The sequence below is a fragment of the Phaeobacter inhibens DSM 16374 genome (assembly GCF_000473105.1).
Classification (GTDB): Bacteria; Pseudomonadota; Alphaproteobacteria; order Rhodobacterales; family Rhodobacteraceae; genus Phaeobacter; species Phaeobacter inhibens.
This window is the reverse complement of the sequence record NZ_AXBB01000005.1, coordinates 114,541-136,753: the sequence shown is the minus strand read 5'-3', so window position 1 is coordinate 136,753 and position 22,213 is coordinate 114,541. Positions and strand designations below refer to the sequence as shown.

Below are 22,213 nucleotides of genomic sequence, written 5' to 3'. Positions count from 1 at the left end.
GTTATTGCGACAGTTTGGAGGTCAGAACGCCCGCGCACTCCGTCGCTGCCGCGCTATCGCTGCCAGGACCGGCGTCCGCAGGTGTCAGAAATTCAGCGCTGATGTGGCTGCCGATCTGATAGCCGAGCATGTCGCCGACCGTGTTTGAGCGACGATAGTGTACGCCGCCGATGACACGCGATTCTGCTTCCTCTTCAGCGAATTGCGCGAAGGTCTGATAGTTGCGGCTGTAGCCGTCTTTTCCCTCAAAGCTGAAGGTAAACTCATCTGCACCAAAGACAGTTTCCATGACCTGCTGAGCGGCGCTTCCACTGGTGCAGTGTTGGCAGGGATATTCCGGATGCATGGGGGCAGCGACTAAGGGGGACCAGCCGTCTATCTTGTCCAGTGTCGGGTGGTCATAGCCTTTGCCCAGGGCGGCAATCGCAGTTTCCGGCCGCCAGAACTGATAGGTGTATTTAGCATTGAACCCGGCGACCAGTGCGTCGGTCAGAGCAATATTCAGCAGTGCAAGTGTCCGGGCTTCCTCAACCAGTGGGAGCGCGCAGGCGCGGCTGCTGTCGCGTGCAATCTGGTTCCAAGCTCCCGACCCGGACCCGGCATGAAGTTTTGCGATAGCGATCAGCTCAGGATTGCTCTGCGACACCGCGCCGCCGAGTTTTGCGACCTCCGCCAGATCACGCTGAAACTGAAAACTGTTGAGCTCCGGTGGCGGAGGGACGTCGAACTGCTTGGCGGAGGTAAGAGCAAAGGGCTGCATGTTGCGGATTTTGGGTGCAACCATGGGCCGCTCAGAGGTGGGCTGATAGACGCCGTTATCTGCCTGACCAGGGGTAAAATCGCTTGCGAAGTCAGCGCCGTCCGCTGCCCGTTTTTCGAGCACCGCCTCTGCGGCAAGCGCGCCGAGCTGCACGCCTGCCTCCCGCGCCTCATCATCTGTGATGTCGCCCAGGATTGCTTCGGCAGCGGCAGTCAGGTCTGCCTCACGCTCTGGCATAAGGGTCTGCATGACAACCAGGGCCGCCTGCGTTACCGCAGCACGTCGATCGGCGCTGGGTTGCTGGGGGCCATCATATGCATAGGCATGATAGCTGCCATCAATGGCATTCGCAGCATCAAACATCGCAGCATGCAGCAATGCCAGCGTGCGCTGGCGTTGCGCGCCGGGCCATTTCTCCTCAACAACAAACCGCATTGCGGTTTCCTGCCAGTCTGCGGCCAATTCAGCCTGAGCCGATCCGCTGGCGGTAAAAAAGAGCGCGGTGGCCAGACCGGTGATACAGGTGTGCGAGAGCAGCTGGCGGCGCCATGGGGTCAGGGTCAACATCGGAGTACCTCGTCCGTAAAAAGTGCAGCTACAGGTAGAAACGCTTTGGCCGTTCGCACAAATCGAAAGTCCGGAAGGCGCCCCTCAGTATTTCTTCTGGAGCGCCTTCGTCGTGGTAAAAACAACGGGATCAGAACATTCCAAGGAGATGCCACCACAGCAGATCCAGCGGTGCCAAAAGCAGAAGGCTAATCAGGAAGAGGCTGAGACACAGTCGGATTACCGCCCCCGCGGGTAGGTTCCCGGCCTGAATGGCTGCGATCAATGGAGGTGCCTGGAACGGGAGGAAGACATTGGAGAACGCCACGACCTGCGTCATCAAGACCGTTTCGAGCGGCAAGCCAGTTGCGTCAGATAACTCGCCTGCAAGTGGGGTCATCACGGCTGGCACACCGGGTAGATTTGTGATCATCGCCACCAGCGTTGACAGCCCAATCAGAATCGACGTGTTCCATACCGGCCACTCCACAGCGAAGGCGACGGTTCCGGTGATGGCCCCCACTACAGCTTCGCCAAGCCCAGCGGAAGATATGACGGCGCCGAGGCCCATGATGCCAGCCACAAACAACAGGGCTCCGTAGCTGAGATCGGTGTTGATGCAGCCTTTGCGGGTGAGATCTGCTCCTGGCAGTAAGCAGATCAATGCTGCTGCCATACCCACCCATGCGGGGGAGACCATATGGATCTGGTCGGTTAGCCACAGCAATAGGCACAACGCCAAAACGAGGCTCAAAATCCGTTCCTGGCGGCTGAATGGCGCGGCGGAGGGTGCTGCCTTGATGCTATGCGTTGGAATGCGGTCTGGAAACATCACCATGGCCAACCCGACCAGCACTGCGGATTTCACAACGCCAAGCACGGGAAAATGTAGCAGGAGATAGTCGAAATAGGAGATATTGATTCCGTAGATGGTTTCTGACATCCCCACGAGGATCATATTTGGCGCATTCGCCGGCAGAATGGTGAAAGCCGGGGCAAAGGTGCCAAAGGTGGCAACTGCCAACATTCCGGTCCGACCATTTGAGGCAGCGCCAAAGCCGACGCGCTCCGCCAGCGCAGAGATCACCGGCAGCAGGATCATGATCCGCCCTATGGACGATGGCATCACAAAGGCCAGAGCCACCGAAAAGACCACGATGCCGGTCAGCAGGCCGCCGTAACTGCGTAGCGGCAGCAACGCGAGTATACCGGCAGCCCGTTTGTCGAGGGTGGTGTGCTTGATGGCAGCGCCTAGGACCAAGCCACTGAACAAAAGCCAAAACGTTGATGAGTGAAAGCCAGAGAATATGGTTTCAGGCGCTGCGACGCTGAATATCACGGCGACCAGAAAAAAGGCCAAGGCCGTCCAATACTCAGGCACAAGACCGGTTGCCCAAAGACCAATCGCCCCAACCGAAAGGGCGGCAACACCCATCAGATCGGGGGACAGGTATATTGAGGTCGCGAAAGCTGACAGTCCGGCGCAGGTTAGGATCAGAACCACTGTCCAAAGGGAGCGCTTGTTTCGCAGCATTTGTGACAGAGACCGGCCTGCGCCGGTCAATTGATGTGCGGATGTTGGCGGGGCTGAGTTGCTTTGGTCGGTCATGCGTCTGAAGGTCCTCTGATCCGGGGTCAGGTCCCGATATGCCGCCCGTTAGGGGCCTGATGCCAATCGATTTATCAGAGACGGGGCCTCATAAAATCCAAACCCTCCGCTAGCGTCAGGTTTCAATGCTATGAGTCTCAAGACCTCAGAAATTCTGAGGTTAACGCTCCGGATTTCCGATTTTACGATGGCTGGCCTGCGCAATATCAGGGGGCAACCGTTCGACGGTGGCCCGCCCAAACCTGTTTTGACAGGTGAGCCAGCCCATTCCCTCCCACATACCGTTTGCGAGACACCATGACCGATGCGATGCAACTTCTGAAAGTGCCCACCGAGGCGTTTGAAATCAGGCCAATTGGTGTAGTTCGCACCGGGTTTGAAGAAGTCAGAGACTGCCCGATGTCTGGACGCCGCAATCCAGCCACCAGTCGGATTGAATTGGCCCCTGAATACCATGGCGCGCTACAGAATATCGAATTGGCCTCGCATCTGTGGGTGCTCTACTGGCTGCATAAATCCGACCGCACCGCGCGGATACGGCAGGCACGTGGGAGCCAGGTTGCCCGCGGGGTTTTTGCCAGCCGGGCGCCAAACCGCCCTAACCCCATCGGCCTGAGCGCGGTTCAATTGCTGAACCACTCCGATGGGGTTCTGACGATCAGTGGGCTGGATTGCATTGACGGCACCCCGGTTGTGGATCTGAAACCCGTTGTCCCACAGGAAGATGCCCGCCCCGAAGCCACTATCGGCTGGTAGCGCAGCCAATCACAGTGCTTCAGCCACAAAGAAAGTAGGCTCATGTCGTTCGTTCACCGGTTTATTCGCCCTCGTTTCCTTGCCCATGCTGCGGCTGCCGGACTGGCGCTTGGCGCTGCGCAGTATTTTGGTTTGGGTGCTGAGGCGCTCATGGCGGCAGAACCGGATCGCCAGAGGCCGTTGGTGATCACTGACAGCAAGGGCGACCGTGGCATGCTTGCGCCTTATGTTCATCGCAAAAACGGGATCGCCTATCTTTATACCAGTTACATCTTTGATACGCTTGTCAGCCAGGATGCAGATGGCAATTCGGTGCCGGGGCTGGCGCGGACTTGGACGCGATCTCAGGACGGTTTGAGTTACGCTCTTGAACTGCAACGGGATGCGAAATGGCATGACGGAACCCCGGTCACCGCAGATGATGTCACCTTTACTCTGCGCTATATGGCTGAGCATCCTTATGTTTTTGGATCTGTCAAAGCGCTTGCCGGGATTGAGATCGAGGGGGTGCATGATCTGCGCATCCATATCAAACGCGCGGAATACGGCTTGGTCGAGGGTTTGTTTTCCGCAATTCCTATCCTGCCACGGCATATCTATGAGGGCGTGAAAGATCCTTTTCGATTTGCCACGCCGGAAGCCGCAGTTGGCAGTGGCCCCTATCGATTGGCCGCCTACGACAAGGCGCAGGGACGTTACAGGTTGGAGGCGACGGAAGATCACCCTCTCGGGCGGCCGCGGTTTGACCAGATCTGGATTGTAAAAATGGGTCCAGATGCCGCCCTTCAGGCGATGAGCGCCGGAGAGGTGGACGTGATTTCATACCTCCCCCCGGATCGCCTTCCTGAGGCTTTGGACGCTGGCTTTGCTGTCGAAACCTCGCCAAGTGACCATGTGTTGCGGCTGGGCTTCAATCATCGTGGACAGTTTCAAAAGATAGAATTGCGCCAAGCCATTGCCTATGCCGTTGATCGTTCTGCGTTGCTGGCAATTGCATTTCCCGGGGTCGCTGAGCTTGCTGAGACAGGCTACTTTCAGCCCGGCTCCAAGTGGCAAAGTGACGAGGCAACGGAGGGTTACGCCTACGACCCGGCTCAGGCGCGCGACCTGCTACTGGCTGCAGGGTGGACCCAGAACCGCGCTGGCCGCTGGCAAACGCAGGGGGAGGAAATCCGCCTGCGGCTCCTCACGGATGGTCGTGAGGTGAAGCCCGCCAGAGTGATCGCTGAACAGTTGGAAGCGTTTGGATTTGCGGTTGATCTTCGGGTCATGGAGGTCGCCGCGCTGCGCAGTCTGGTGGCTGACGGCGACTATGATCTGACGTTGTTCTCATCCAGCACGTTGGGCGATCCGGGCAATATCCGGCGCAGGGTCTTCGGGCGCGGCTGGAACAGCGACCGTTTCCCTGCGGACCCTAAGATGGCAGGCCTGATCAAGGCGCAGGCCGTTGCTCAGAGTCAGGCCGAACGCCAGGAGATACTGGCCAGATTTCAGCAGCTTTATGCAGAGAACCTTCCGTCCTACATGTTGGTCAACCCGCTGATGGCAACCGTATTCAATGACAAACTGTCGGCGCCATTCATGCCGGGCGGGGTGGCCATTGGCATTCCGTCAGCGCTTCACAAATCCATATTCCTGGAGTGAACCGGTGGACAATGCCTCCCCCTCGTTGCTGGATCACCCGGTGCCGACGGAGATTACAGGCGCAGGATCACCAGCTGTTGGGAGGTTTGCGGGCCTTATCGGCGGGTTCGTTCTGCGGCTACTGATCTTCTGCTTTGTTATTGTGCTCTGCGCTATGCTCTCGCGCATGATGCCGGGCGATACGCTGCAGGTCATGCTGTCAACGGATCTCGCACGGGGCCTTGGGACCGGCGAGGTGCAGCAATTGCAGGAGACGATGGGGCTGGGCGGTGGGATCGCCTCTCAGGTCTGGGCTTACCTGTCTAGGCTGCTCGCTGGCGATCTGGGCTACTCAATCCCCCACGCGGCGCCAGTTCTGCAGCTGTTACTGACTGCCTTGCCCTGGACTGGGTTGTTGATCCTAGGCGCTATGCCGGTCTTCCTCATTGGTGGCGCTCTGGCGGGGATTGAGGCCGGGCAGCTGCCGGGCGGATCTGTGGATCGTTGGGTCACGCCTGTCGTTACCATGCTGGCAAGCCTACCACCATTCACCGGGGCAGTATTGCTGCTTCTTGTGTTTGGCATTCTGTGGCCCGTTCTGCCTACTGGTGGGGCAGAGCCACTTTTTCCCGCGATGGACCAGCTGGGACGGGCAGTGGGCGTTCTGCGTCACGCGATCCTGCCAATGCTGGCGTTGGCGCTGCATGAGTTGGCGCGGTTCTACTTTCTAGCGCGCGCTGAAACGCTCAATCTGGCCCAACGTGATTTCATAGTGAATGCACGGGCACGCGGAATCTCACCCTGGCGCCTTCGATGGGCCTATATCGGGCGCAGCCTGATACCCGCTTGCCTGTCACGGCTAAGCGATACGTTGACCGGGCTGGTCAGTGCCGTGTTCTTTGTGGAAATCGTTTTTTCCTACCCGGGCACTGGTTATCTGATCTACAGCGCCATCCTTGATCGGGACTATGATCTGTTGCAGGGAGCGGTCGTATTTATGGCAGGCGTTGTCCTGCTCATGAACTGGTTGGTTGATGGCCTGTCCGGGCATCTTGCGAGGCGTGGCTAGATGCAGCTGGCATCCCGACGGAATCTGCTTTTCGCCGCAGTCATCCTGCTGTGCCTGGCCATCTGGCTGGCTGGGGCGGGTGGATGGCTCGAATATCACAGCAGCAGAGCGGTGCTGGCGCCGCCGGGGCTGGGGCATTGGCTGGGTACAAATGAGATTGGGCAGGATGTGCTGATCGGGCTGATACTTGCCACGCCGACCACACTGACGTTGGCCATGGCAACTGCGGTGGTGACGGTGAGCCTTGCTGTGGGGGCCGCAAGCCTTGTGGTGTTTGGCGGCCCATTTTTATCTGCGCTTATGTTGCGGTGCGTGGATGTGTTGCAAGTTGTTCCGACCATGCTGCTTCTCCTGCTTGTCGCGGCCTTGGTAAGTCCCGGTTTCACGGCGTTGTTCCTATTGTTGGTGCTGACAGGTTGGAGCGATGACGTGCGGGTGGCGGCGGCGGTGTTGCGGCGAGAGGCTCTGCGCGAAAATGTCCAATATGCCCGCGTGATGGGGGCAGGGTGGTTCTATTGCTGGCGCTGGCACCTTTTTGCAGCGCTGCGCCCGCTTTTGGGCGCACTGATGGTTCAAAATATCAGACAGGCCGCGCTGAAGTCTGCGGGTCTGGGGTTTCTGGGCCTGACTGATCCACGTTTGTTAACCTGGGGAAGCATGATGCAATCGGCGATGGATCAGCTCTATACCGGCGCGTGGATGTGGCTCCTGTTGCCGCCGGCGGCGCTTTTGTCGCTGTTGTTGCATACGACACTGAAATTAGGTGACCGGCGCTTGCGCTCTGGTGCGGTTTTAGGGCCTGTGTTTTGATCCGGGTCGATCATCTCTGTCTCTGGCATGGGCCCCGCACGATCTTTCGGGATGTCTCGTTTGAGGTACCCAAAGGGCAGACACTGGCACTGCTGGGAGCGTCCGGTAGCGGTAAGACTTCGCTGGCGCGGCTATTGCTCGGAGTGTTGCCTGGCCGTCATGTGAAGACAGCTGATCAGAACGGGGATGGCTTCAGATGGTCAGGGCGCGCGGAGGTGCTGGGCGTCGATATGCTGCGTGCTCCGCTTGCAGAGCAGCGCAAACTGCGGCGAACGGACCTGAGCCTGATCGTGCAGGCCCTGTCGGACGCGTTAAACCCGCATCAGACCGTTTTTCAACATGTGGCAGAGCTGCTCCCGCACAGCCGCCGCCGGACCTCACTGGCTTTGGCATTGTGCAAGCGGTTCAATATTCCAGAGCGCACCCTGCATAGATATCCTGCGACCCTTAGCGGTGGCGAAATCCAGCGGGTTTTGACGGCGTTGGCTTTGGCGCGTGATCCGCAGGTTCTGATCCTTGACGAACCGACCGCTGCGCTGGATCACGGCAATCGCGCACTGGCGGTTGCTGCACTCAGCGCGGGGCAGGCGCAGCGCAGCCAATTGCTGATCACCCATGATTTTGATCTGGCAGCGCAGATGGCAGATCGCATGGTGATCCTGCATGACAAACATCTGGTGGATCGCGGTCCTGCGGTTGAGATGCTGATGCAGCCGGGCGGGCGCGCCGTGGTCCACCGCACGCGTGCTACGGCGCAACGGGGCATAGTCCCGTTGGTTCCAGGGCCCGAACCGCTGCCGACGAGCCCGTCAGGGCTGGTGATCCAGAGGCTGTCGCACCAACAGACCGGAACGCTGGTGTTGCGTGACATTTCAGCCGCCGTCAGGCCAGGTCGGTGTCTGGCGATCTTTGGCCCGAGTGGCGGCGGTAAGTCTACGCTGGCCCGCTTACTCTGCGGATACGAGCGCTTGCAGACGGGCCGTATTTTGTGGCGGGCCCGCGATGAAGCCCAGCCTCGGATATGCCACCCACAGGAGCTGGCTTTGGTCTCGCAGCATCCCCATCGGGCAATGGCGCGACATATGAGTGTGCGTGATGTGCTGAGCGATGCGATGCGGCTGTGTCGCCGCATAGGTCGCGCGGGCCACGATGTCGATATTGCAGGGCTGATGCAGAGAGTTGACCTGCCGCATTCGGGCGCCTTTTTGTCAAGGCGCGCAGCAGACCTGTCCGGAGGCGAGGCGCAGCGTCTGACCATTGCGCGTGCCTTGGTGTCGCGGCCGCGCTGCATCATTGCGGATGAACCGACGGCATCGCTGGACAGCGATACTCGCGATACCATTCTCAAACTGTTCAGGCGTCTTATGGCACAGGAAGAGTTGGCCCTGATCGTGTTTACTCATGACCCGAAGGTGGCAGAGGCCTTGGGTCATGATATCCGGTTTCTCTCGGAGGGGCAGCTGCGCCTGAGTCCTTCTGGCGTTGCAGCTTAGTGGCGATTGGCTTCATTCTGTGCTGCCTGCAGCGCACGTACCTCTGCTGAAAGCCAATCAAGGTTGTCATCCGCGATCCCAAGATCGCGCAGATGATCGGCCGTATTCCACAGATAGTCACAATTGGGGCCGCGTTCACCCGCTGCATGGGCGATGATCTCCGCCTGCCGGGGCAGGCTGTGGTTGTCATACTGCTCGTGATCTCGATTGACGACATAGGTCAGCCCCTCGACCATGCGGCCATCCGCGAGGGCAAGCGGCGTCTTGATCTCACGGTATGCGGGATTGAACAGCTCGCGCGCGCGCAGGTCTTTCAGGACCTCTGGCTCCTGACCGGATGGCACCGCCAAGGCGACGCCGTTGCAGATCGCGTCTTCTGCGGCGTCTAATGCAAGCACCAGGCCAGGCTGCGCAAATGTGCCGCGATAGCGCAGAGAATTCAGGCAGAACCGGCGCTGATAGCCGCTGAGTTGAGCGGGCAGCTGCTCGGCTGGTTCAAACCCGGGATCCCAGATTAATGACCCATAAGCAAAAACCCAAAGTGTGTCGGACATTATGCAGTTCCTTGATGCGGCGAGGATGCGCCCCTGTCGAAAAAAGGCGGAGGAGGTCAGGGGCCCCTCCTCCGCCAGGCAGATCAGTCTGTCAGCTGGCGATAGGAGGTCACCAGACTGCTGTAAGGGGGCACAAAGACTGAACGCGTTTCGTCGCCGATCTGGACCGTTTCCTTGACGTCGAAATGCAAATGAACCGGCAGTTCCGAGATCCAGGAATTCGACACTTTGCCAAGGCGATCGCCTTTGGACACCTTGTCCAGCGGGGCAACGGCGAGATCGTCCATATTCATGTGAACATAGCGATAAAGCGTGCCAGAGGGCGTCTGCAAGGTCAGGGCAAAGCGTCCTACATGTGCAATCACGCCGTCCTCTACGGCAACCGCCCAATGGGTGTCGCTCTGGCAGGTTGCGGGGCGAATATCTTGTCCTTGATGGCCGCCGGATGCACAGACCGGCAGGTCTGAACGGCGCAGCTCGCAGAAATTGTCGCGCCACGGATAGCTGTAATTGACGGTGTCACACTGGCTTCCGCCATTCCCCTTGAACCCGCCGGGCGCATAAACGTGGGAGTTCGCATAGGCTGGTCCACTTTCCAGAGGGAAACGCATATCGGGATAGAGAACCGTCCCGATCGAGAGACCAATACCGGTATCTTTGATCAGGTCACCGGGCGCCTTGAAGCGGTCATCTGCATTTGCTGGAGCGGCGATAATCAGTGCCGAGAGGGCGAGAGCGCCGCAAAAGAGGCTTGTTGCGCGTGGCGTCATTGATCCGCTCCTTTCACTACCGTGAGGGAGTGTGCCAGTTCGGCAAGATAGTCTGGCTTAATACAGCGCGTATCCTCGGTTGGCGCATCACAGGTGATCCGCAACGTGTAGCTCCCGCCAAAGCGGCTAAGCATATGATCAGCCCCGTCGCCGATGGACTCATAGGATCGGGCTTCATGTTTGAAGGTCAGTCCGGGCACGTCTACAAGATGCGTTCGGCTCCCCATGACACTCACTTGGGCGCCCTCCAACTGGTAGTAGGCGGTGTAGGCATCTCGCTGCCCTCGAAACGCTGGGAGACCGGCCGCAGTATTGGTCCCGAGGATCATGACAGCCATAGCCATATCATCAAAACCGTCAGGCTCGGTTGCAAGAAACGCAGCCGTAAGGGTCCGGTCGTCCGCACTTGCCTCGTGAAATGCGGATGTGGCGGCCGCCCAGTCAATGCTGCTCACGGCGCGTGTAGCGGGTTCCCCGGAGGGTTTATCGATCGCAAGGGCGGGGAGTGCCATCAGCGTAAGCGCCGCAGCTGTAGCCACGATCGCTCCGGCAGCTTTGGCACAGGGGGATGAGGTCATCGTCTCTCTCCAGTCTTCGTCTATTGAAGTTTGCTCCGCTCTAGGCGGGTTCCAGCGTTTTTTCCGTTGCGGGATCGGTGGCTTTCTTGGCCTTAGCGTGCAACCGGGCCATCTGGCCGAAAATATTGCGGCGGTGCATTTCCTCGGTGCCGCCCACGCTGCAGAACGCCAGAGCATCCCGAAGAAAGGTGGTAATCTGCCCCTCGTGGTAGCCCTTGCTGCCGTAAAGCTTCATCAGGTCCATAGCACCCTCGACGATGGTTTCGGCTCCGACGAGTTTGGAAATCGAACAGGTCATCGCGGCTTCCGGCGCACCGCTAAGCAACTGGTGCAGAGCGCCGTAGGATACCCACTTTGCGCTTTCGGAACCGATGCGAATATCGGTCAGCTTTTTCTGAATATACTGATGCTCAATGATCGGGACATCAAACGTTGTCCGTTTCTTGGAGAAATCAAATGCCTCAGTAAGCATAGGTTCAATCAGCCAAGCCGCCGCCAGACCATAGTACAGACGCCCCATGGAGACGATGTTCACGAGGTTCCGAAGGCCTGCCCCCGGTTCGCCCAGAAGATGGCCGTAGTGGAGCGGCACATCATCAAATCGCATTTGGCCAGTCGGTAGGTCCAGATTACCCAGCTTGCGATCCTGCGCGCCAATCGTAAGACCGGGGCTATCGGCATCAAGCAATACGAGTGAAATGCCTTCGCGCCCGTGGTCACTCAGCTTACAGACAACAAGAATGAAGCTGGCGACCGGGGCATGGGCGATGTTGTATTTCGCGCCGCTCAAACGGAAGGTCTCATTGGGACCAGGGGTCAACAGCGACGATGTTGCGCGCACATCGGTGCCGGTGTCGGGATCCGCGATTGCAGTTGCACTCAGCTCACCATTGAGGATCCGGCCCAGATATTCGCGTTTCTGACTGTCACTGCCATACAGGTCCAATGCGCGAACCATACCAGCCTGCGCGATCACCGACAGCAACATTCCGGGGGTACGCAAGGTGGCCGCAAGACCTTCCAACGCGGCAGTAAAGCCCCACCAATCCCGGCCATCACCGCCGAATTCGCGCGGCACGATCATCCGCCACAAACCAGCGGCGGTCAGACAATCCCAAGTGCGCTGATCAAAAGCCCGACGCCCCAGGTGCAGCTCATCCGGGTCGGCCATTTTCCCAATCGCCGCAAAGGCGGTGCGGGTCTGCTGCTGCTCAGCTGTCCAGTTCAATTGCATGTCTTCGTCCTCGCAAACAGGGATCAGGCGGTTTCCTGAAAAGCTGCAACGCTTTCTTTGAAGGCATCCGGCACCGGATAGGTGGCCTGTTTGTCGTAGTCGAACATCACATGCACCGATTTGGCATTGGCTACGACGCGGCGATCGTCATCGTCGATATGCATCACATGCTCCATCTCGAAGCTCTTACCGCCGAAGCTGATCACCCGGCTGCAAACGACGAGGTTGTCGCCATACAACGCCTGAGAAATGTAATCGCAGGAGGTTTTGACCATGATATGGGGCAGCTTCTCGGACTTTGGCAGCTCAAGAAGGTCATGCATGTATTCCAGATAGGCAGACTGCATGTAGTCGTAATAGACGGGGCTGCTGACATGGCCCATGGAATCGGTATCGCGATAACGGATTTCGACCGGGGTTTCGAAGGCTTTGTTGGACATGGTGTCTCTCCTGTTGGTGTAGATTGTCGGGGCAGGCTCAGGCGTGCTGGGTGCAGTCCTGGCAGGCGCGCTTTTCCAGCGGACCATGGATGGTAAATCCCATCGGAACGGGACCGAATTTGCGCAGAATTGGCAGCCCGAATTTCTCGGCCGCGCAGAGCGTGGTGATACAGCCGTCGGCGTGACCCTCGGCACAGTCGCGTGCGGCTATGACGTTGCTGGAGACAAAGCGCCGCTCAACCGTGATCGGCAGCAGCTTTTCAGGTGCAGGATGGGTCGCGCAGATCTTGGGCTCCGCTCCGGTGCGGGAGGCGAGGACCATATTGTCTGTATTCATGATGAACACATCCAGCAGTTTCATCTTCTGGATATGCGCGTAGATGATTGAGTGCAGATGCGGGTAAGCCACCACGCCAACCAAAACCGCTCCATCCTGGCAAGCGACACTGTCTGCGGCCTGTTCCATCGTCCGGTGCAGTTTTACCGAAGCGCCCTGACAACGTCGCATTGCCCAGGATAGGGCTGCACGCTCACAATTTGTACCAGCCGGGCCTAGCGTATGAACCTGTTTCACCCAGCCGAATGTTTCGGGGTGCGGAATATACTCGGGGTCGGCGTTATTTTCGATTTGAAGATCCATCACTTGTCTTTTCCGCTAAATGGTATTGATATGAGAGCATTTGCGATGCCTTATCAATTTACCCAAATTTCATTTGGATATTAAGGTAAGGACAAATTTTCATGATTGTTGTGGTGGGTTCTTGTTTAGGTTTGCGCCAGCCCTACGTCACAGTTTTAAACGAATCTAATTTCTTGACCCCATCGAAGCGGTAAAGGCTTCGCGGAACAATTCAAAAAAACTGATGCTGTTCCTCAGGTATAATGAGGAATGGGTGATAATTTCACGAATGGCGTGGAAAAGCGGAAATTAGCGCTACAAGTCACGTGTGGCATCCAGCGTGTTGCTAGATAGATGGGCGGAATGTCGCTCACACGATAAGGTCGTCAGTTTGAGGTCCAAAAGATAGCCTGCCTCACTCTCTGGAGCGAAACAGGCTTTGGTCAGTTGGATACATCTTACAGTCGGCGTCACGCTTTTTAAGGTCCGCGACGGCGACTTACCGGAATAATCAGAGGGGACTACCCATGAGGGCCACTGTCAGTGTCGGTCTGACTGGGCTGGGTTCCGACCAACGCCATCATAAAGATCAAGGCAGCGCTCAAACCAGTTTGAAACGAGATCGTCTTTTTTAAACAGTGTGTTGGGCGCGCATACGTTACACCACTGGAGGGTACCGAAAAGGGTATAATCCGCATAGGCAGGCATCGCCCCGGACAGCCAGTCCTGGGTGGCCAGCAGATCGCGTATCGGCGAAAGTTTTTCCGGCAGCAACGCGCGTTCGGCCTCGCCACCTTCGGCCATAACCTCAAGTGGCATGCCAAACCGGCGTTCACGGGCGGATCGGAAATAGACCTGGTCAGCCGGGGACATCAGATTGTGCATATCCATGACAGCAATGGTCGCGAGGCTGGGGTGGAGGACGGTCTTACAGTAGCTTTCCACGAAACGGGTCAGCGCTACCGCCCCTTTGCCATCGAACAGAGCCGGAGCGTCAGCATAGGTTTCATCGAGATAGCGGGCAATGTCGAAACTCTCTCCCAAAACCGTATTGCCATCACGTAGCACAGGAACGCTGCTATAGCTTCCATCTTCTACACTTGGGATATCTGCGAAAGAGACAGGGATAAGGTCGTATTCTAGCCCTTTATGGTTCAGGGCCATAATTATTTTCCATACGTGTGGTGAATAGTGACGTTTTCCGTCCTCGCCACACAGGCTGTATAGTCTGCGGTCCATCTGGGCGCTCCATATTGAAATTATAGGAAAGATCGTAGCCTGAAAATCAGGAATCAATTCTCAGTAATTATCAGAGCTTTACCCACATAGATGAAATCGGCAATATGTTTATTATAAAACTCCCGGGCGGAGAAATAAGAGCTGTATTGATGTGCTGGCAGGGGTGAATAGCACCGCTTGGCTGGCAGTCAGCGTGTGTGATTGCGGCGTGATGTTAAGCCGGTATAGCCATCTGTTCGGTATCCAGAAGATCACGTACGGCGCTGATGATGGGGTCTTTTGCACGGGACGCGAGATGCGCGAACAGGACACGTGTGGATTTGCGAACTTCAAGAAGCAGGGCGATATCGCCGCTCACCGGCTCGCTCCCCGCAGAACTGACATGAACCAGCCCGATGCCGGCACCGCTTGCGATCAGGGTCCGAGTAATCGTTTCGTCGTCAACATTGATGATGCGGGCGGGCTGGATGCCGTTTTCCTTAAATAGGCGCTCCGCGATGCGCCCGCAGCATGAACTATAGGTCGGATAGATCCAGGGCAGGGTTTCAAGCCGAGCCCAATCGAGATCAGAACGTTCCGACACCAGATCCGGGGCAGCGGCGAGATAAACGCTGAAATGCGAAATTTCCAGCGTTTCCAGATCGGTATGCGCCTCATCTGGATCGATGAAAAAGCCGGCATCCAGCCGCCCGTTGCGAATATCGTCCAGCACACTGGAGGATGTGCCATGTTGCAAAGCGACTTCCAGATCCGGGAAGTTCTTCGACAGATCTGCGAGCAGACGGCTCACCTCGGTTGACCCCAGGTTGCGTCCGGCACCCACCCGCAGCTGACCGGCCAAGCGGCCACGCAAGCGAGAGGCTTCCTCCAAAAACTTCTGGTGATTGTCCAACAGTTGCCGCGCTTCAACCAAGAGTCGCTGACCATCGGTGGTGACGCTCATTCCACGCGGTGTGCGCTGGAACAGTGTCAGGCCAAGCGTGTCTTCCATCGTTTTGATGTGGGCGCTGACGGCAGGTTGACTGCGAAACAGTAGTTCTGACGCGCGCGTGATACTTCCTTCCCTTGCCACGGTGACAAAGGTCTTGAGTTGACTGATATCCATGGTTACCCCTTCAGATGTCATAGGGCGCCAAGGACAATAGCGCCGCTATACAATGGCACGCTGCCACCCCTGGTCAGCGCACTCAGAACACCTTTTATGCGCCTTTTGAGCGAAGTCAAAACTTAAACACCCGCAAAGCGGTAGTTGGCTGCATTCCGCCTGTTTTCAATTTCAACTGGATTAAGCTTGTTCGCGCTCATCAGCGAGCTGATGAGCGACAGGTCGCATCATGGCGACCAGAGGTAACGAGAGAGTAACGACATGGACGTCAGCTGATCGACGTCGCGCTGTCCCCCATCCGCCGCCACAGGCTGTTCAGAGTGGGTTTGCTATTCTCAGTCTCGCGATAAAGGCGGACCGATAGGGGAGTCACAAACGCTTCTCCACCGGCAACCGCCAGACGGCCCTCAGTGAGTTCGGCTTCGCAGAGTTTGCGCGGTAGCCATCCCAGCCCGAAACCTTCCAGAATCATTGCCTTGACCGAGTTGGCCAGAGAATTCTGGTTCACCACCAGCAGATTTGGCGGCGAAATCTGCTGCCGCAGAGTGTGGTCAAGAACCGATCTCAGTGCAGATGCACTCCCATATGATAGAAGGGGTATCTGCCGCTTGGGATCACGGCGCAGATCAAACAGCGGGCTGCCGTCGGCATCGGTTTTTGAGACCGGGATGAATTCGTCCTCTGACAGCGTAAGGTAGTCGCACTTGCTGACTTCCAACGGTGAGAGAAAGTCCATTGCCGGATGCCAATAGGTCAGGATGACGTCGCAATACCGCTGCTGCAGCGCAGTCACAAATTGATCGGCCGCCCAGCTGGTTGAATTGAGATCAACATCCAGCCCGCCGGCCTCCATCAGAGGTTCGATGTGGTCCCGGAAATGTGTCATGTAAAGCGACTGTGACGACGCAAAGCGAATGACGTTTTCACCTGCAGCATCAATAGTCTGGCAGCGTTCCAGTGTTTCGGAGTATGTGCGCAGGATGATTTTTGCCTGCGACAGGAACACATCCCCGGCCGGCGTCAAAGACAGCGGAAAAGTTTGCCTGTTGATCAACTTCACGCCGACCTCATCCTCCAGCGCACGAATGCGCCTGGAGAATGCAGGTTGGCTGACATTGCGTTCTTCCGCCGCGCGCGAAAAATTCTTATGCGTTGTCAGCGCTTCAAAATCTCTGAGCCAGATAATATCCAACTTGCCTAGGTCCGTTCTGGGGTCATCCAGTGGGCCGGGGGTTCCGGTGTTTAGCTGTTCAGCCTATTTTCTTCGACTGCGTGGCAGGCAACGGTGCTGCCGTCTGCCTGGCGCAGTGGCCGTGGCCGCGACTCGCGACATCTAGCATTCGCAAATGCACAGCGCGTTTGGAAGGGGCAACCTTGAGGCAGGTTGATCGGCGTCGGGATCTCACCTTGCAGCCGAATATGGTTTTGTCCCTGGTCTTTCAGCTGCGGGACTGCCGACAGCAGAGCCTTTGTGTAAGGGTGTTTCGGGTTTTCAAACAGGGTCTGGGTATCGGCCAGTTCGCACAATGTGCCGAGATACAGGACCGCAACGCGGGTGCCGAAATGCTCCACAACACTCAGATCGTGGGTGATGAAGAAATAGGTCAACCCGCGCTGATCTTTGGCTTCCAGCATCAGGTTCAGAACCTGTGCCTGAATCGAGACGTCCAACGCCGAGATGGGTTCATCCGCGATGATAAACTCAGGATCCACCGTCAGCGCCCGGGCGATCGCAATCCGCTGGCGTTGGCCGCCGGAGAACTCATGCGGATAGCGGCTGGACCAGCTGGGATCCACACCAACGGACCGCATCACCTCTGAAACCTTGTCACGAACTTCCCCGCGCGACAGAGAAGGATTATGGTGGCGAACTGGCTCTTCCAGTGCCTGCTGAATGGTCATACGCGGGTTGAGAGAAGCATAAGGGTTCTGAAAGATCATCTGCATCTTCTTGCGCAGAGGCATCATCTCCCCGCGCGAGCGATCATCGATCCGTTCACCGTCATAGTGGATTTCGCCGCCACTCGGCGCCAGCAACCCCGCAACCAGACGGGCGACTGTAGATTTGCCGCAGCCCGATTCACCGACGATACACAACGCCTCTCCCCGATCGGCACTGAGCGAGACATTGTTCACCGCATGAACGGCGCGTTTTTCCCGGGTGATGCGGCCGCCGCGCAGCTTGATGGTTTCCAGGAACCCTTTGTCCAGCTCAAAGCGTTTCTCAAGGTTCTTCAGCTCAAGCAATGGTTTGCTGTCTTGTGTCTGGGTGGTCATACGCTTGCCTCCTCAAGGCTGGCATTCTGCAGGCGGGAGACTTCGTGACAGGCGACCTCGACCTGACGGTAGCTGACTGTTTCCGGCAAGACCTTGCGGCAATGGTCGACCGCATATTCGCAACGCGGGCTGAACGGGCAGCCCGGTGGGATGGATGCCAGACCGGGCATATTGCCGGGGATCTGTTTCAGTCGCTGGCCCGGCAGAGTTTGTTGCGGCAGCGCATTGATCAGTCCCTGGGTATAGGGGTGCTGCGGGTCGTTGATAATCTCACGGGTTGGACCGGCTTCGATCAGGCGCCCCGCATACATCACCAGGGTTCGCTCAGTCATCTGGCTGACGACGCCAAGGTCATGGGTGATCAGGATCAGACCGACCTTGTTGGACTGACACAGCTCCAGCAGCAACTCCATGATATCCGCCTGAATGGTCACATCCAGCGCCGTCGTCGGTTCATCCGCGATGATGAGTTCGGGATCAAGCAGCAGCGCCATCGCAATGATGATCCGCTGTCGCATACCGCCAGACAATTCATGTGGATACTGGTTTAAACGTTCCTCGGGTGAGGGGATATAAACCTCGCGCAGCTTCAGGATCGCGATCTGCTCTGCCTCAGCTTTGCTCAGCGAACGGTGCGCTTTGAGAGTCTCAACCATCTGCTGGCCGATTGTTAAAACCGGGTTCAGCGTGACCATCGGATCCTGAAAGATCATCGCCATGCGATTGCCGCGGATCTTGCGCATTTCGGCGTCCGACAGCTTAACGATATCCTTGTCGCCAAACAGGATCTGACCGCTGTCGATGAACCCCGGCCGGCTGAGCAGGTTCATCAACGAAAACCCAGTGATGGATTTACCGGCGCCGGATTCACCGACGATGCCCAGGCGCTCACCTTTGCCAAGGTCGAAGGAAATCTGGTTCAATGCGGTGACGGTGTGATCACGCATCGCAAATTTGACCGTCAGGTCGCGAACGGAAAGCAACGACATCGCTCTTATCCTTTGTAAAGTTTCGGATTCAGCACGTCACGCATCCAGTCACCCAAGAGGTTGATGACAAGAACGAGGACCACCAGAACCACGCCGGGGATGGCGGTAATCCACCAACTGCCCGAGAAGATGTAGTCGAAGCCCGAGGAGATCAGCGATCCGAGCGAGGGCTGGCTGGGGGGCATCCCAAGACCCAGGAAGCTGAGTGACGCCTCGGAAATGATTGCATTGGCCACCTGTACAGTGGAGATCACAAAAATCGGTGACAGTGAATTGGGCAGAATGTGACGGACCATGATCCGCATCGGGCCAAAGCCGAGCACGCGGGCGCTGTCGATATATTCCTTCTTTTTCTCGGCCAGAACAGTGGCGCGTACGGTTCGGGCATATTGCGGCCATTCGGCGACGCCAATCACCGCGATAAGGAAGTAGATTGCATATTGATTGAACGTCTCGCTGCCGAACATTGCCTGCGTCACCGCAAGGAAGATGATGGCCACCATCAATGTTGAGAACGACAGCTGGATATCGGCAAAGCGCATCAGCAGGCTGTCGAGCCGTCCACCGACATAGCCGGCCACCAACCCGATAGAGATCCCAAGGAAGGCCTGCAAAGCCACCGCGCAAAGACCAATCAGCAGCGACAACCGCGTCCCATAGAGGATCGTGGACCATAGATCGCGTCCCTGATCATCGGTGCCGAACACAAACTGAGAATCCGAACCATCGATCCAGACCGGTGGGTATTCACTGTTCATGATATCAATTTGCGCAGGATCATAGGGGTCAAACGGAGCCAGAACCGGTGCCAGAATTGAAGCGATGGTGATAACCAAGAAGACCGCAAAGGAGACCATCGCCACAGGGTTGCGCCGAAAGCTGTAACCCATGTTGGAATTCCAAAGGCGACTGAACCGCGATGGTGTGCTCTGGTTTGTGCTAAGGCTGCTCATGCGCCCATCCTCGCAATATTAACAGTTGGATTGACGAGCCCGTAGATCAGGTCAACGATGGTATTGGTGACCACAAAGATGAACCCCACGATGATGAGGTAGGCCACGATCAGCGGGGTATCGACGCGGTTGACGGCCTCCAGGAACATGAACCCCATGCCAGGCCACTGGAAAACGGTCTCGGTCAGGATGGTATAGGCCACCATCGTTCCGATCTGAACGCCGCCAACAGTAATCACCGGCAGCAACGTGTTTTTGAGCGCATGGATGAAATAAATGCGATAGGGGCGAATGCCCTTGGCGCGGGCATATTTCACGTATTCGCTTTGCAGAACTTCCATCATCTCAGCCCGGATCAGGCGCACAAACAGCGGCAGCATGATCGAGGCCAGGGCGACGGAGGGCAGCAGGATATGCACCCAGCCATCAGCGGTGGCAAAATTTGTGTCCCAGTACCCGAAGACATGGACAACGTCGCCACGCCCATAGGAGGGGAACCAGCCAAGTTCTACCGAGAAAACGAAGATCATCAGGATCGCAGTCAGGAACACCGGAACGGAGATCCCGACAATCGAGATGCCCATGATCAGGCGGCTAAGGATCGTATTGGGTTTGATCGCGGTGTAGACGCCGAGGGGAACGGACAGGCCAACAATGATCAGGGTTGCCCCCATAACCAGCTCAAGCGTTGCCGGAAGCTTTTTCAGGATCACATCCAGCGCGGGTTCCTTGAAGAAGTAGCTGGTGCCAAGATCCCCCTGTAGGGCGTTGCCGAGAAAGCGGACATATTGGGTCACAAAGCTGTCGTTCAGGCCCAGTTCGTCGCGCAGCTGCTGACGGACCTCTTCCGACACGGACTGACCGACCAGCTCCCGCAGGGGGTCACCGAGGTTGTCCTGAATGGCAAAGCCGATCAGCGAGATGGCAAACATCACCGCGATGGCCTGGAACACGCGTTTCACGAGGTAGGCGAGCATGTTTAAGTTACCTTGTATCAGTCACTTGTTGATGGGCACAACGCTATTGACGCCCGGCGGGCGGCAGGGACATGCCCATAAAGAAGTGGTGAAAATCTGGGGAATATTTCGAAATAGCCGGGGCAGACCTGCTGCCCCGGCCTGAAACCTATCAGTCGACTTTCAGATCGCCGAAGTAGGGGAAGTTCAGAGCATTCACGATTTTTTCAGCGTGGACACCGTCGCGCGCACCCCAGGCCAGGTTCTGCCAGTGCAGCGGAATGAAGGCAGCGTCTGCATAAAGGATGCCTTCCAGCTTGCGCAGCAATTCACCGCGTTTGGTCTGGTCTGTTGTCGCATTGGCTTCCGCCATCAGCGCATCCGCTTCCGGGTTACAGTAGTTGCCGGAGTTGTACTGACCGTTGCCGGTGGTTTCATCCGGGCAATGGGTCAGGAACTGGTGGAAGTTAGCGGAATCTTCAGTATCCGCATGCCAGCCGATCATCATCATATCCGCTGCGCGCTCGTCGAATGTCGGCCAATATTGCGCCTTGGGCATGGTCTGCAGATCAACCTTGATGTTGATTTTCGCCAGCATCGAAGCCACGGCCTGAGCGATTTTATCATCGTTCACATAGCGGTTGTTCGGCGCCATCATGGTGACGGAAAACCCATCCGCATAACCGGCCTCAGCCATCAGTGCTTTGGCTTTCTCGACGTCAAAGCGCGGCGTCAGGCTCTCATCATATCCAAGGTAACCGGCCGGGCTGGCCTGTGCACCAACGGTGCCGAAGCCACGCATGATGCGGTCCACGATGCCGGCATTGTTCACCGCATAGTCGATCGCTTTACGAACGCGGGCATCTTTGAACGCTTCAACGCGGTTCTGGTTCAGTTGGAACGTGATGATACGGGTGCCGGGCTCGGTGATCAGCGTGGTACCATCGTGTTCCTCAACCCGCTTCAGATCCGTCGGCGGAACGGGCGCGATGAAATCAACGTCACCTGCCAACAGCGCTGCGACGCGTGTCGGATCTTCTTTGATCGGAGTGAGGATGATCTTGTCGACATTGCCCTCGGAAGCGGTGTCCCAATAGCTGTCAAAACGGTCGAAGACCACCTTCACGCCCTGTTCACGCTCGGTGACGGTGAAGGGGCCAGTACCCGAGAGATTGCGCGAGGCGAAGCTGTCGCCGTGCTTAACGAGTTCGGCCTTTTCTTTACCGTCCTCGGTCGTGCCGGAGTAAAACTGGCTGTCCATCGGGAAAATATACGTCGCTGTATGCAAGATCAGCGGATAAGGCTCGGATGTTTTCAGGTCGAATGTCAGTTCGTCCACGACTTCGACGTCGGTGAAAGGTGCAAAGATCCCTTTAAAATCAGGGCTGGCCTTCAGGCGGTCAAATGTCCAATCGACATCAGCCGACGTCAGCGCATTTCCGCTATGGAAGGTCACACCGTCGCGCAGTTTGAACCGCATCGTGGTCTCGTCGATCTGCTCCCAGCTTTCGGCCAGACGTGGCGCGAACTGCAGGTCTTTTGTCCAGCGCACTAGCGGGTCAAAAACCATGTGCGAAAGCTGCAGAGTGCCACCCGACAGCTGCTCGTGCGGGTCCAGCGAAACCGGATCGGCATCGTAGGCGACCTTGATGGTCACTTCCGCCATTGCTGCCGTGCTCAGGGTCGCCGTCAGCGTGGCAACAGCGAGCGTGCTCGCAAAATGTTTCATTATTCGTCCTCCCGTTACGGTATTGTTACATCATCGGTATCGCAGCGCTGGCGAACAATCCAATGCCGATTGCAATGCGGCTATGCAAAATGCGTATAGCTATA

General features: G+C 57.3%; 21 protein-coding genes. 5 read left to right on the top strand and 16 right to left on the bottom strand.

The genetic code is table 11. The features are described from left to right. Position 1: 1 nt before the first annotated feature. Both INHI_RS0102145 and INHI_RS0102140 read right to left on the bottom strand, forming a co-directional pair. Entirely contained in the window at positions 2-1,327 is a 1,326-nt protein-coding gene (locus INHI_RS0102145) for a vanadium-dependent haloperoxidase (protein WP_027246543.1), read from the bottom strand. A gap of 130 nt (positions 1,328-1,457) precedes the next feature. Continuing rightward, positions 1,458-2,915 carry an SLC13 family permease gene (locus INHI_RS0102140; RefSeq protein ID WP_027246542.1) on the bottom strand — a complete coding sequence of 486 codons (1,458 nt, stop codon included), beginning with the start codon at positions 2,913-2,915 and terminating at the stop codon, positions 1,458-1,460. 309 nt (positions 2,916-3,224) lie between these two features. Here INHI_RS0102140 and tsaA point away from each other — a divergent pair, with 309 nt between their 5' ends. Genes tsaA through INHI_RS0102115 form a run of 5 tightly spaced genes read left to right on the top strand, consistent with a single transcriptional unit; the run spans position 3,225 to position 8,666 of the window. Further along, complete coding sequence (tsaA, locus tag INHI_RS0102135; RefSeq protein ID WP_027246541.1) at positions 3,225-3,671, top strand: tRNA (N6-threonylcarbamoyladenosine(37)-N6)-methyltransferase TrmO; 447 nt, start codon at positions 3,225-3,227, stop codon at positions 3,669-3,671. A gap of 42 nt (positions 3,672-3,713) precedes the next feature. Further along, positions 3,714-5,315, top strand: a complete 1,602-nt coding sequence (locus INHI_RS0102130; protein WP_027246540.1) for an ABC transporter substrate-binding protein — start codon at positions 3,714-3,716, stop codon at positions 5,313-5,315. 4 nt (positions 5,316-5,319) lie between these two features. Then, positions 5,320-6,363, top strand: coding sequence for an ABC transporter permease (locus tag INHI_RS0102125; RefSeq protein WP_027246539.1), 1,044 nt, complete (start codon positions 5,320-5,322; stop codon positions 6,361-6,363). Further along, on the top strand, positions 6,364-7,173 hold the full coding sequence (locus INHI_RS0102120; RefSeq protein ID WP_027246538.1) for an ABC transporter permease: 810 nt from the start codon (positions 6,364-6,366) through the stop codon (positions 7,171-7,173). Continuing rightward, positions 7,170-8,666 carry an ABC transporter ATP-binding protein gene (locus INHI_RS0102115; RefSeq protein WP_027246537.1) on the top strand — a complete coding sequence of 499 codons (1,497 nt, stop codon included), beginning with the start codon at positions 7,170-7,172 and terminating at the stop codon, positions 8,664-8,666. Before INHI_RS0102120 ends, INHI_RS0102115 begins: the two co-directional genes overlap by 4 nt. On the opposite strand, the gene INHI_RS0102110 is transcribed toward INHI_RS0102115, so the two are convergent. From INHI_RS0102110 to INHI_RS0102045, 14 genes are all read right to left on the bottom strand, one after another. Continuing rightward, a complete protein-coding gene (locus INHI_RS0102110; RefSeq protein WP_027246536.1) occupies positions 8,663-9,220 on the bottom strand; it encodes a gamma-glutamylcyclotransferase in 558 nt (185 codons plus the stop codon). The genes INHI_RS0102115 and INHI_RS0102110 overlap by 4 nt on opposite strands. A gap of 83 nt (positions 9,221-9,303) precedes the next feature. Beyond that, positions 9,304-9,990 (bottom strand): M23 family metallopeptidase, encoded by a 687-nt coding sequence (locus tag INHI_RS0102105; RefSeq protein WP_027246535.1) that lies wholly within the window; start codon positions 9,988-9,990, stop codon positions 9,304-9,306. Further along, the gene (locus tag INHI_RS0102100) at positions 9,987-10,568 is read right to left on the bottom strand and encodes a hypothetical protein (protein ID WP_014881724.1); all 582 of its coding nucleotides are present in this window, start codon (positions 10,566-10,568) and stop codon (positions 9,987-9,989) included. Before INHI_RS0102100 ends, INHI_RS0102105 begins: the two co-directional genes overlap by 4 nt. 40 nt (positions 10,569-10,608) lie before the next feature. Then, a complete protein-coding gene (locus INHI_RS0102095; protein ID WP_027246534.1) occupies positions 10,609-11,802 on the bottom strand; it encodes an acyl-CoA dehydrogenase family protein in 1,194 nt (397 codons plus the stop codon). 23 nt (positions 11,803-11,825) lie between these two features. Beyond that, positions 11,826-12,242, bottom strand: coding sequence for an acyl-CoA thioesterase (locus tag INHI_RS0102090; protein WP_014881726.1), 417 nt, complete (start codon positions 12,240-12,242; stop codon positions 11,826-11,828). A gap of 37 nt (positions 12,243-12,279) precedes the next feature. Next, positions 12,280-12,882, bottom strand: a complete 603-nt coding sequence (locus INHI_RS20175) for a type 2 periplasmic-binding domain-containing protein (RefSeq protein WP_014889286.1) — start codon at positions 12,880-12,882, stop codon at positions 12,280-12,282. Between the two features lie 519 nt (positions 12,883-13,401). Continuing rightward, positions 13,402-14,100 (bottom strand): glutathione S-transferase family protein, encoded by a 699-nt coding sequence (locus tag INHI_RS0102080; RefSeq protein WP_027246533.1) that lies wholly within the window; start codon positions 14,098-14,100, stop codon positions 13,402-13,404. A gap of 214 nt (positions 14,101-14,314) precedes the next feature. Next, positions 14,315-15,205: a LysR family transcriptional regulator gene (locus tag INHI_RS0102075; RefSeq protein ID WP_027246532.1), complete on the bottom strand. Its 891-nt coding sequence runs from the start codon at positions 15,203-15,205 to the stop codon at positions 14,315-14,317. A 268-nt stretch (positions 15,206-15,473) separates the two neighbouring features. Continuing rightward, the gene (locus tag INHI_RS0102070) at positions 15,474-16,397 is read right to left on the bottom strand and encodes a LysR family transcriptional regulator (protein WP_014881730.1); all 924 of its coding nucleotides are present in this window, start codon (positions 16,395-16,397) and stop codon (positions 15,474-15,476) included. A 50-nt stretch (positions 16,398-16,447) separates the two neighbouring features. After that, a complete protein-coding gene (locus INHI_RS0102065) occupies positions 16,448-17,482 on the bottom strand; it encodes an ABC transporter ATP-binding protein (RefSeq protein WP_014881731.1) in 1,035 nt (344 codons plus the stop codon). Next, the gene (locus INHI_RS0102060; protein ID WP_014881732.1) at positions 17,479-18,471 is read right to left on the bottom strand and encodes an ABC transporter ATP-binding protein; all 993 of its coding nucleotides are present in this window, start codon (positions 18,469-18,471) and stop codon (positions 17,479-17,481) included. Before INHI_RS0102060 ends, INHI_RS0102065 begins: the two co-directional genes overlap by 4 nt. A 5-nt stretch (positions 18,472-18,476) precedes the next feature. Then, positions 18,477-19,424, bottom strand: coding sequence for an ABC transporter permease (locus INHI_RS0102055; protein WP_014881733.1), 948 nt, complete (start codon positions 19,422-19,424; stop codon positions 18,477-18,479). Next, a complete protein-coding gene (locus INHI_RS0102050; protein ID WP_014881734.1) occupies positions 19,421-20,401 on the bottom strand; it encodes an ABC transporter permease in 981 nt (326 codons plus the stop codon). Before INHI_RS0102050 ends, INHI_RS0102055 begins: the two co-directional genes overlap by 4 nt. 151 nt (positions 20,402-20,552) lie before the next feature. Then, complete coding sequence (locus INHI_RS0102045; protein ID WP_014881735.1) at positions 20,553-22,109, bottom strand: ABC transporter substrate-binding protein; 1,557 nt, start codon at positions 22,107-22,109, stop codon at positions 20,553-20,555. Between the last annotated feature and the right edge of the window lie 104 nt (positions 22,110-22,213).

Excerpts from the sequence above, each read along its gene's own strand:
- INHI_RS0102145 (WP_027246543.1), bottom strand. The coding sequence starts at position 1,327 with ATGTTGACCCTGACCCCATGGCGCCGCCAGCTGCTCTCGCACACCTGT.
- INHI_RS0102140 (WP_027246542.1), bottom strand. The coding sequence starts at position 2,915 with ATGACCGACCAAAGCAACTCAGCCCCGCCAACATCCGCACATCAATTG.
- tsaA (WP_027246541.1), top strand. The coding sequence starts at position 3,225 with ATGCAACTTCTGAAAGTGCCCACCGAGGCGTTTGAAATCAGGCCAATT.
- INHI_RS0102130 (WP_027246540.1), top strand. The coding sequence starts at position 3,714 with ATGTCGTTCGTTCACCGGTTTATTCGCCCTCGTTTCCTTGCCCATGCT.
- INHI_RS0102120 (WP_027246538.1), top strand. The coding sequence starts at position 6,364 with ATGCAGCTGGCATCCCGACGGAATCTGCTTTTCGCCGCAGTCATCCTG.
- INHI_RS0102110 (WP_027246536.1), bottom strand. The coding sequence starts at position 9,220 with ATGTCCGACACACTTTGGGTTTTTGCTTATGGGTCATTAATCTGGGAT.
- INHI_RS0102105 (WP_027246535.1), bottom strand. The coding sequence starts at position 9,990 with ATGACGCCACGCGCAACAAGCCTCTTTTGCGGCGCTCTCGCCCTCTCG.
- INHI_RS0102100 (WP_014881724.1), bottom strand. The coding sequence starts at position 10,568 with ATGACCTCATCCCCCTGTGCCAAAGCTGCCGGAGCGATCGTGGCTACA.
- INHI_RS0102095 (WP_027246534.1), bottom strand. The coding sequence starts at position 11,802 with ATGCAATTGAACTGGACAGCTGAGCAGCAGCAGACCCGCACCGCCTTT.
- INHI_RS0102090 (WP_014881726.1), bottom strand. The coding sequence starts at position 12,242 with ATGTCCAACAAAGCCTTCGAAACCCCGGTCGAAATCCGTTATCGCGAT.
- INHI_RS20175 (WP_014889286.1), bottom strand. The coding sequence starts at position 12,882 with ATGGATCTTCAAATCGAAAATAACGCCGACCCCGAGTATATTCCGCAC.
- INHI_RS0102080 (WP_027246533.1), bottom strand. The coding sequence starts at position 14,100 with ATGGACCGCAGACTATACAGCCTGTGTGGCGAGGACGGAAAACGTCAC.
- INHI_RS0102075 (WP_027246532.1), bottom strand. The coding sequence starts at position 15,205 with ATGGATATCAGTCAACTCAAGACCTTTGTCACCGTGGCAAGGGAAGGA.
- INHI_RS0102065 (WP_014881731.1), bottom strand. The coding sequence starts at position 17,482 with ATGACCACCCAGACACAAGACAGCAAACCATTGCTTGAGCTGAAGAAC.
- INHI_RS0102060 (WP_014881732.1), bottom strand. The coding sequence starts at position 18,471 with ATGTCGTTGCTTTCCGTTCGCGACCTGACGGTCAAATTTGCGATGCGT.
- INHI_RS0102055 (WP_014881733.1), bottom strand. The coding sequence starts at position 19,424 with ATGAGCAGCCTTAGCACAAACCAGAGCACACCATCGCGGTTCAGTCGC.
- INHI_RS0102050 (WP_014881734.1), bottom strand. The coding sequence starts at position 20,401 with ATGCTCGCCTACCTCGTGAAACGCGTGTTCCAGGCCATCGCGGTGATG.
- INHI_RS0102045 (WP_014881735.1), bottom strand. The coding sequence starts at position 22,109 with ATGAAACATTTTGCGAGCACGCTCGCTGTTGCCACGCTGACGGCGACC.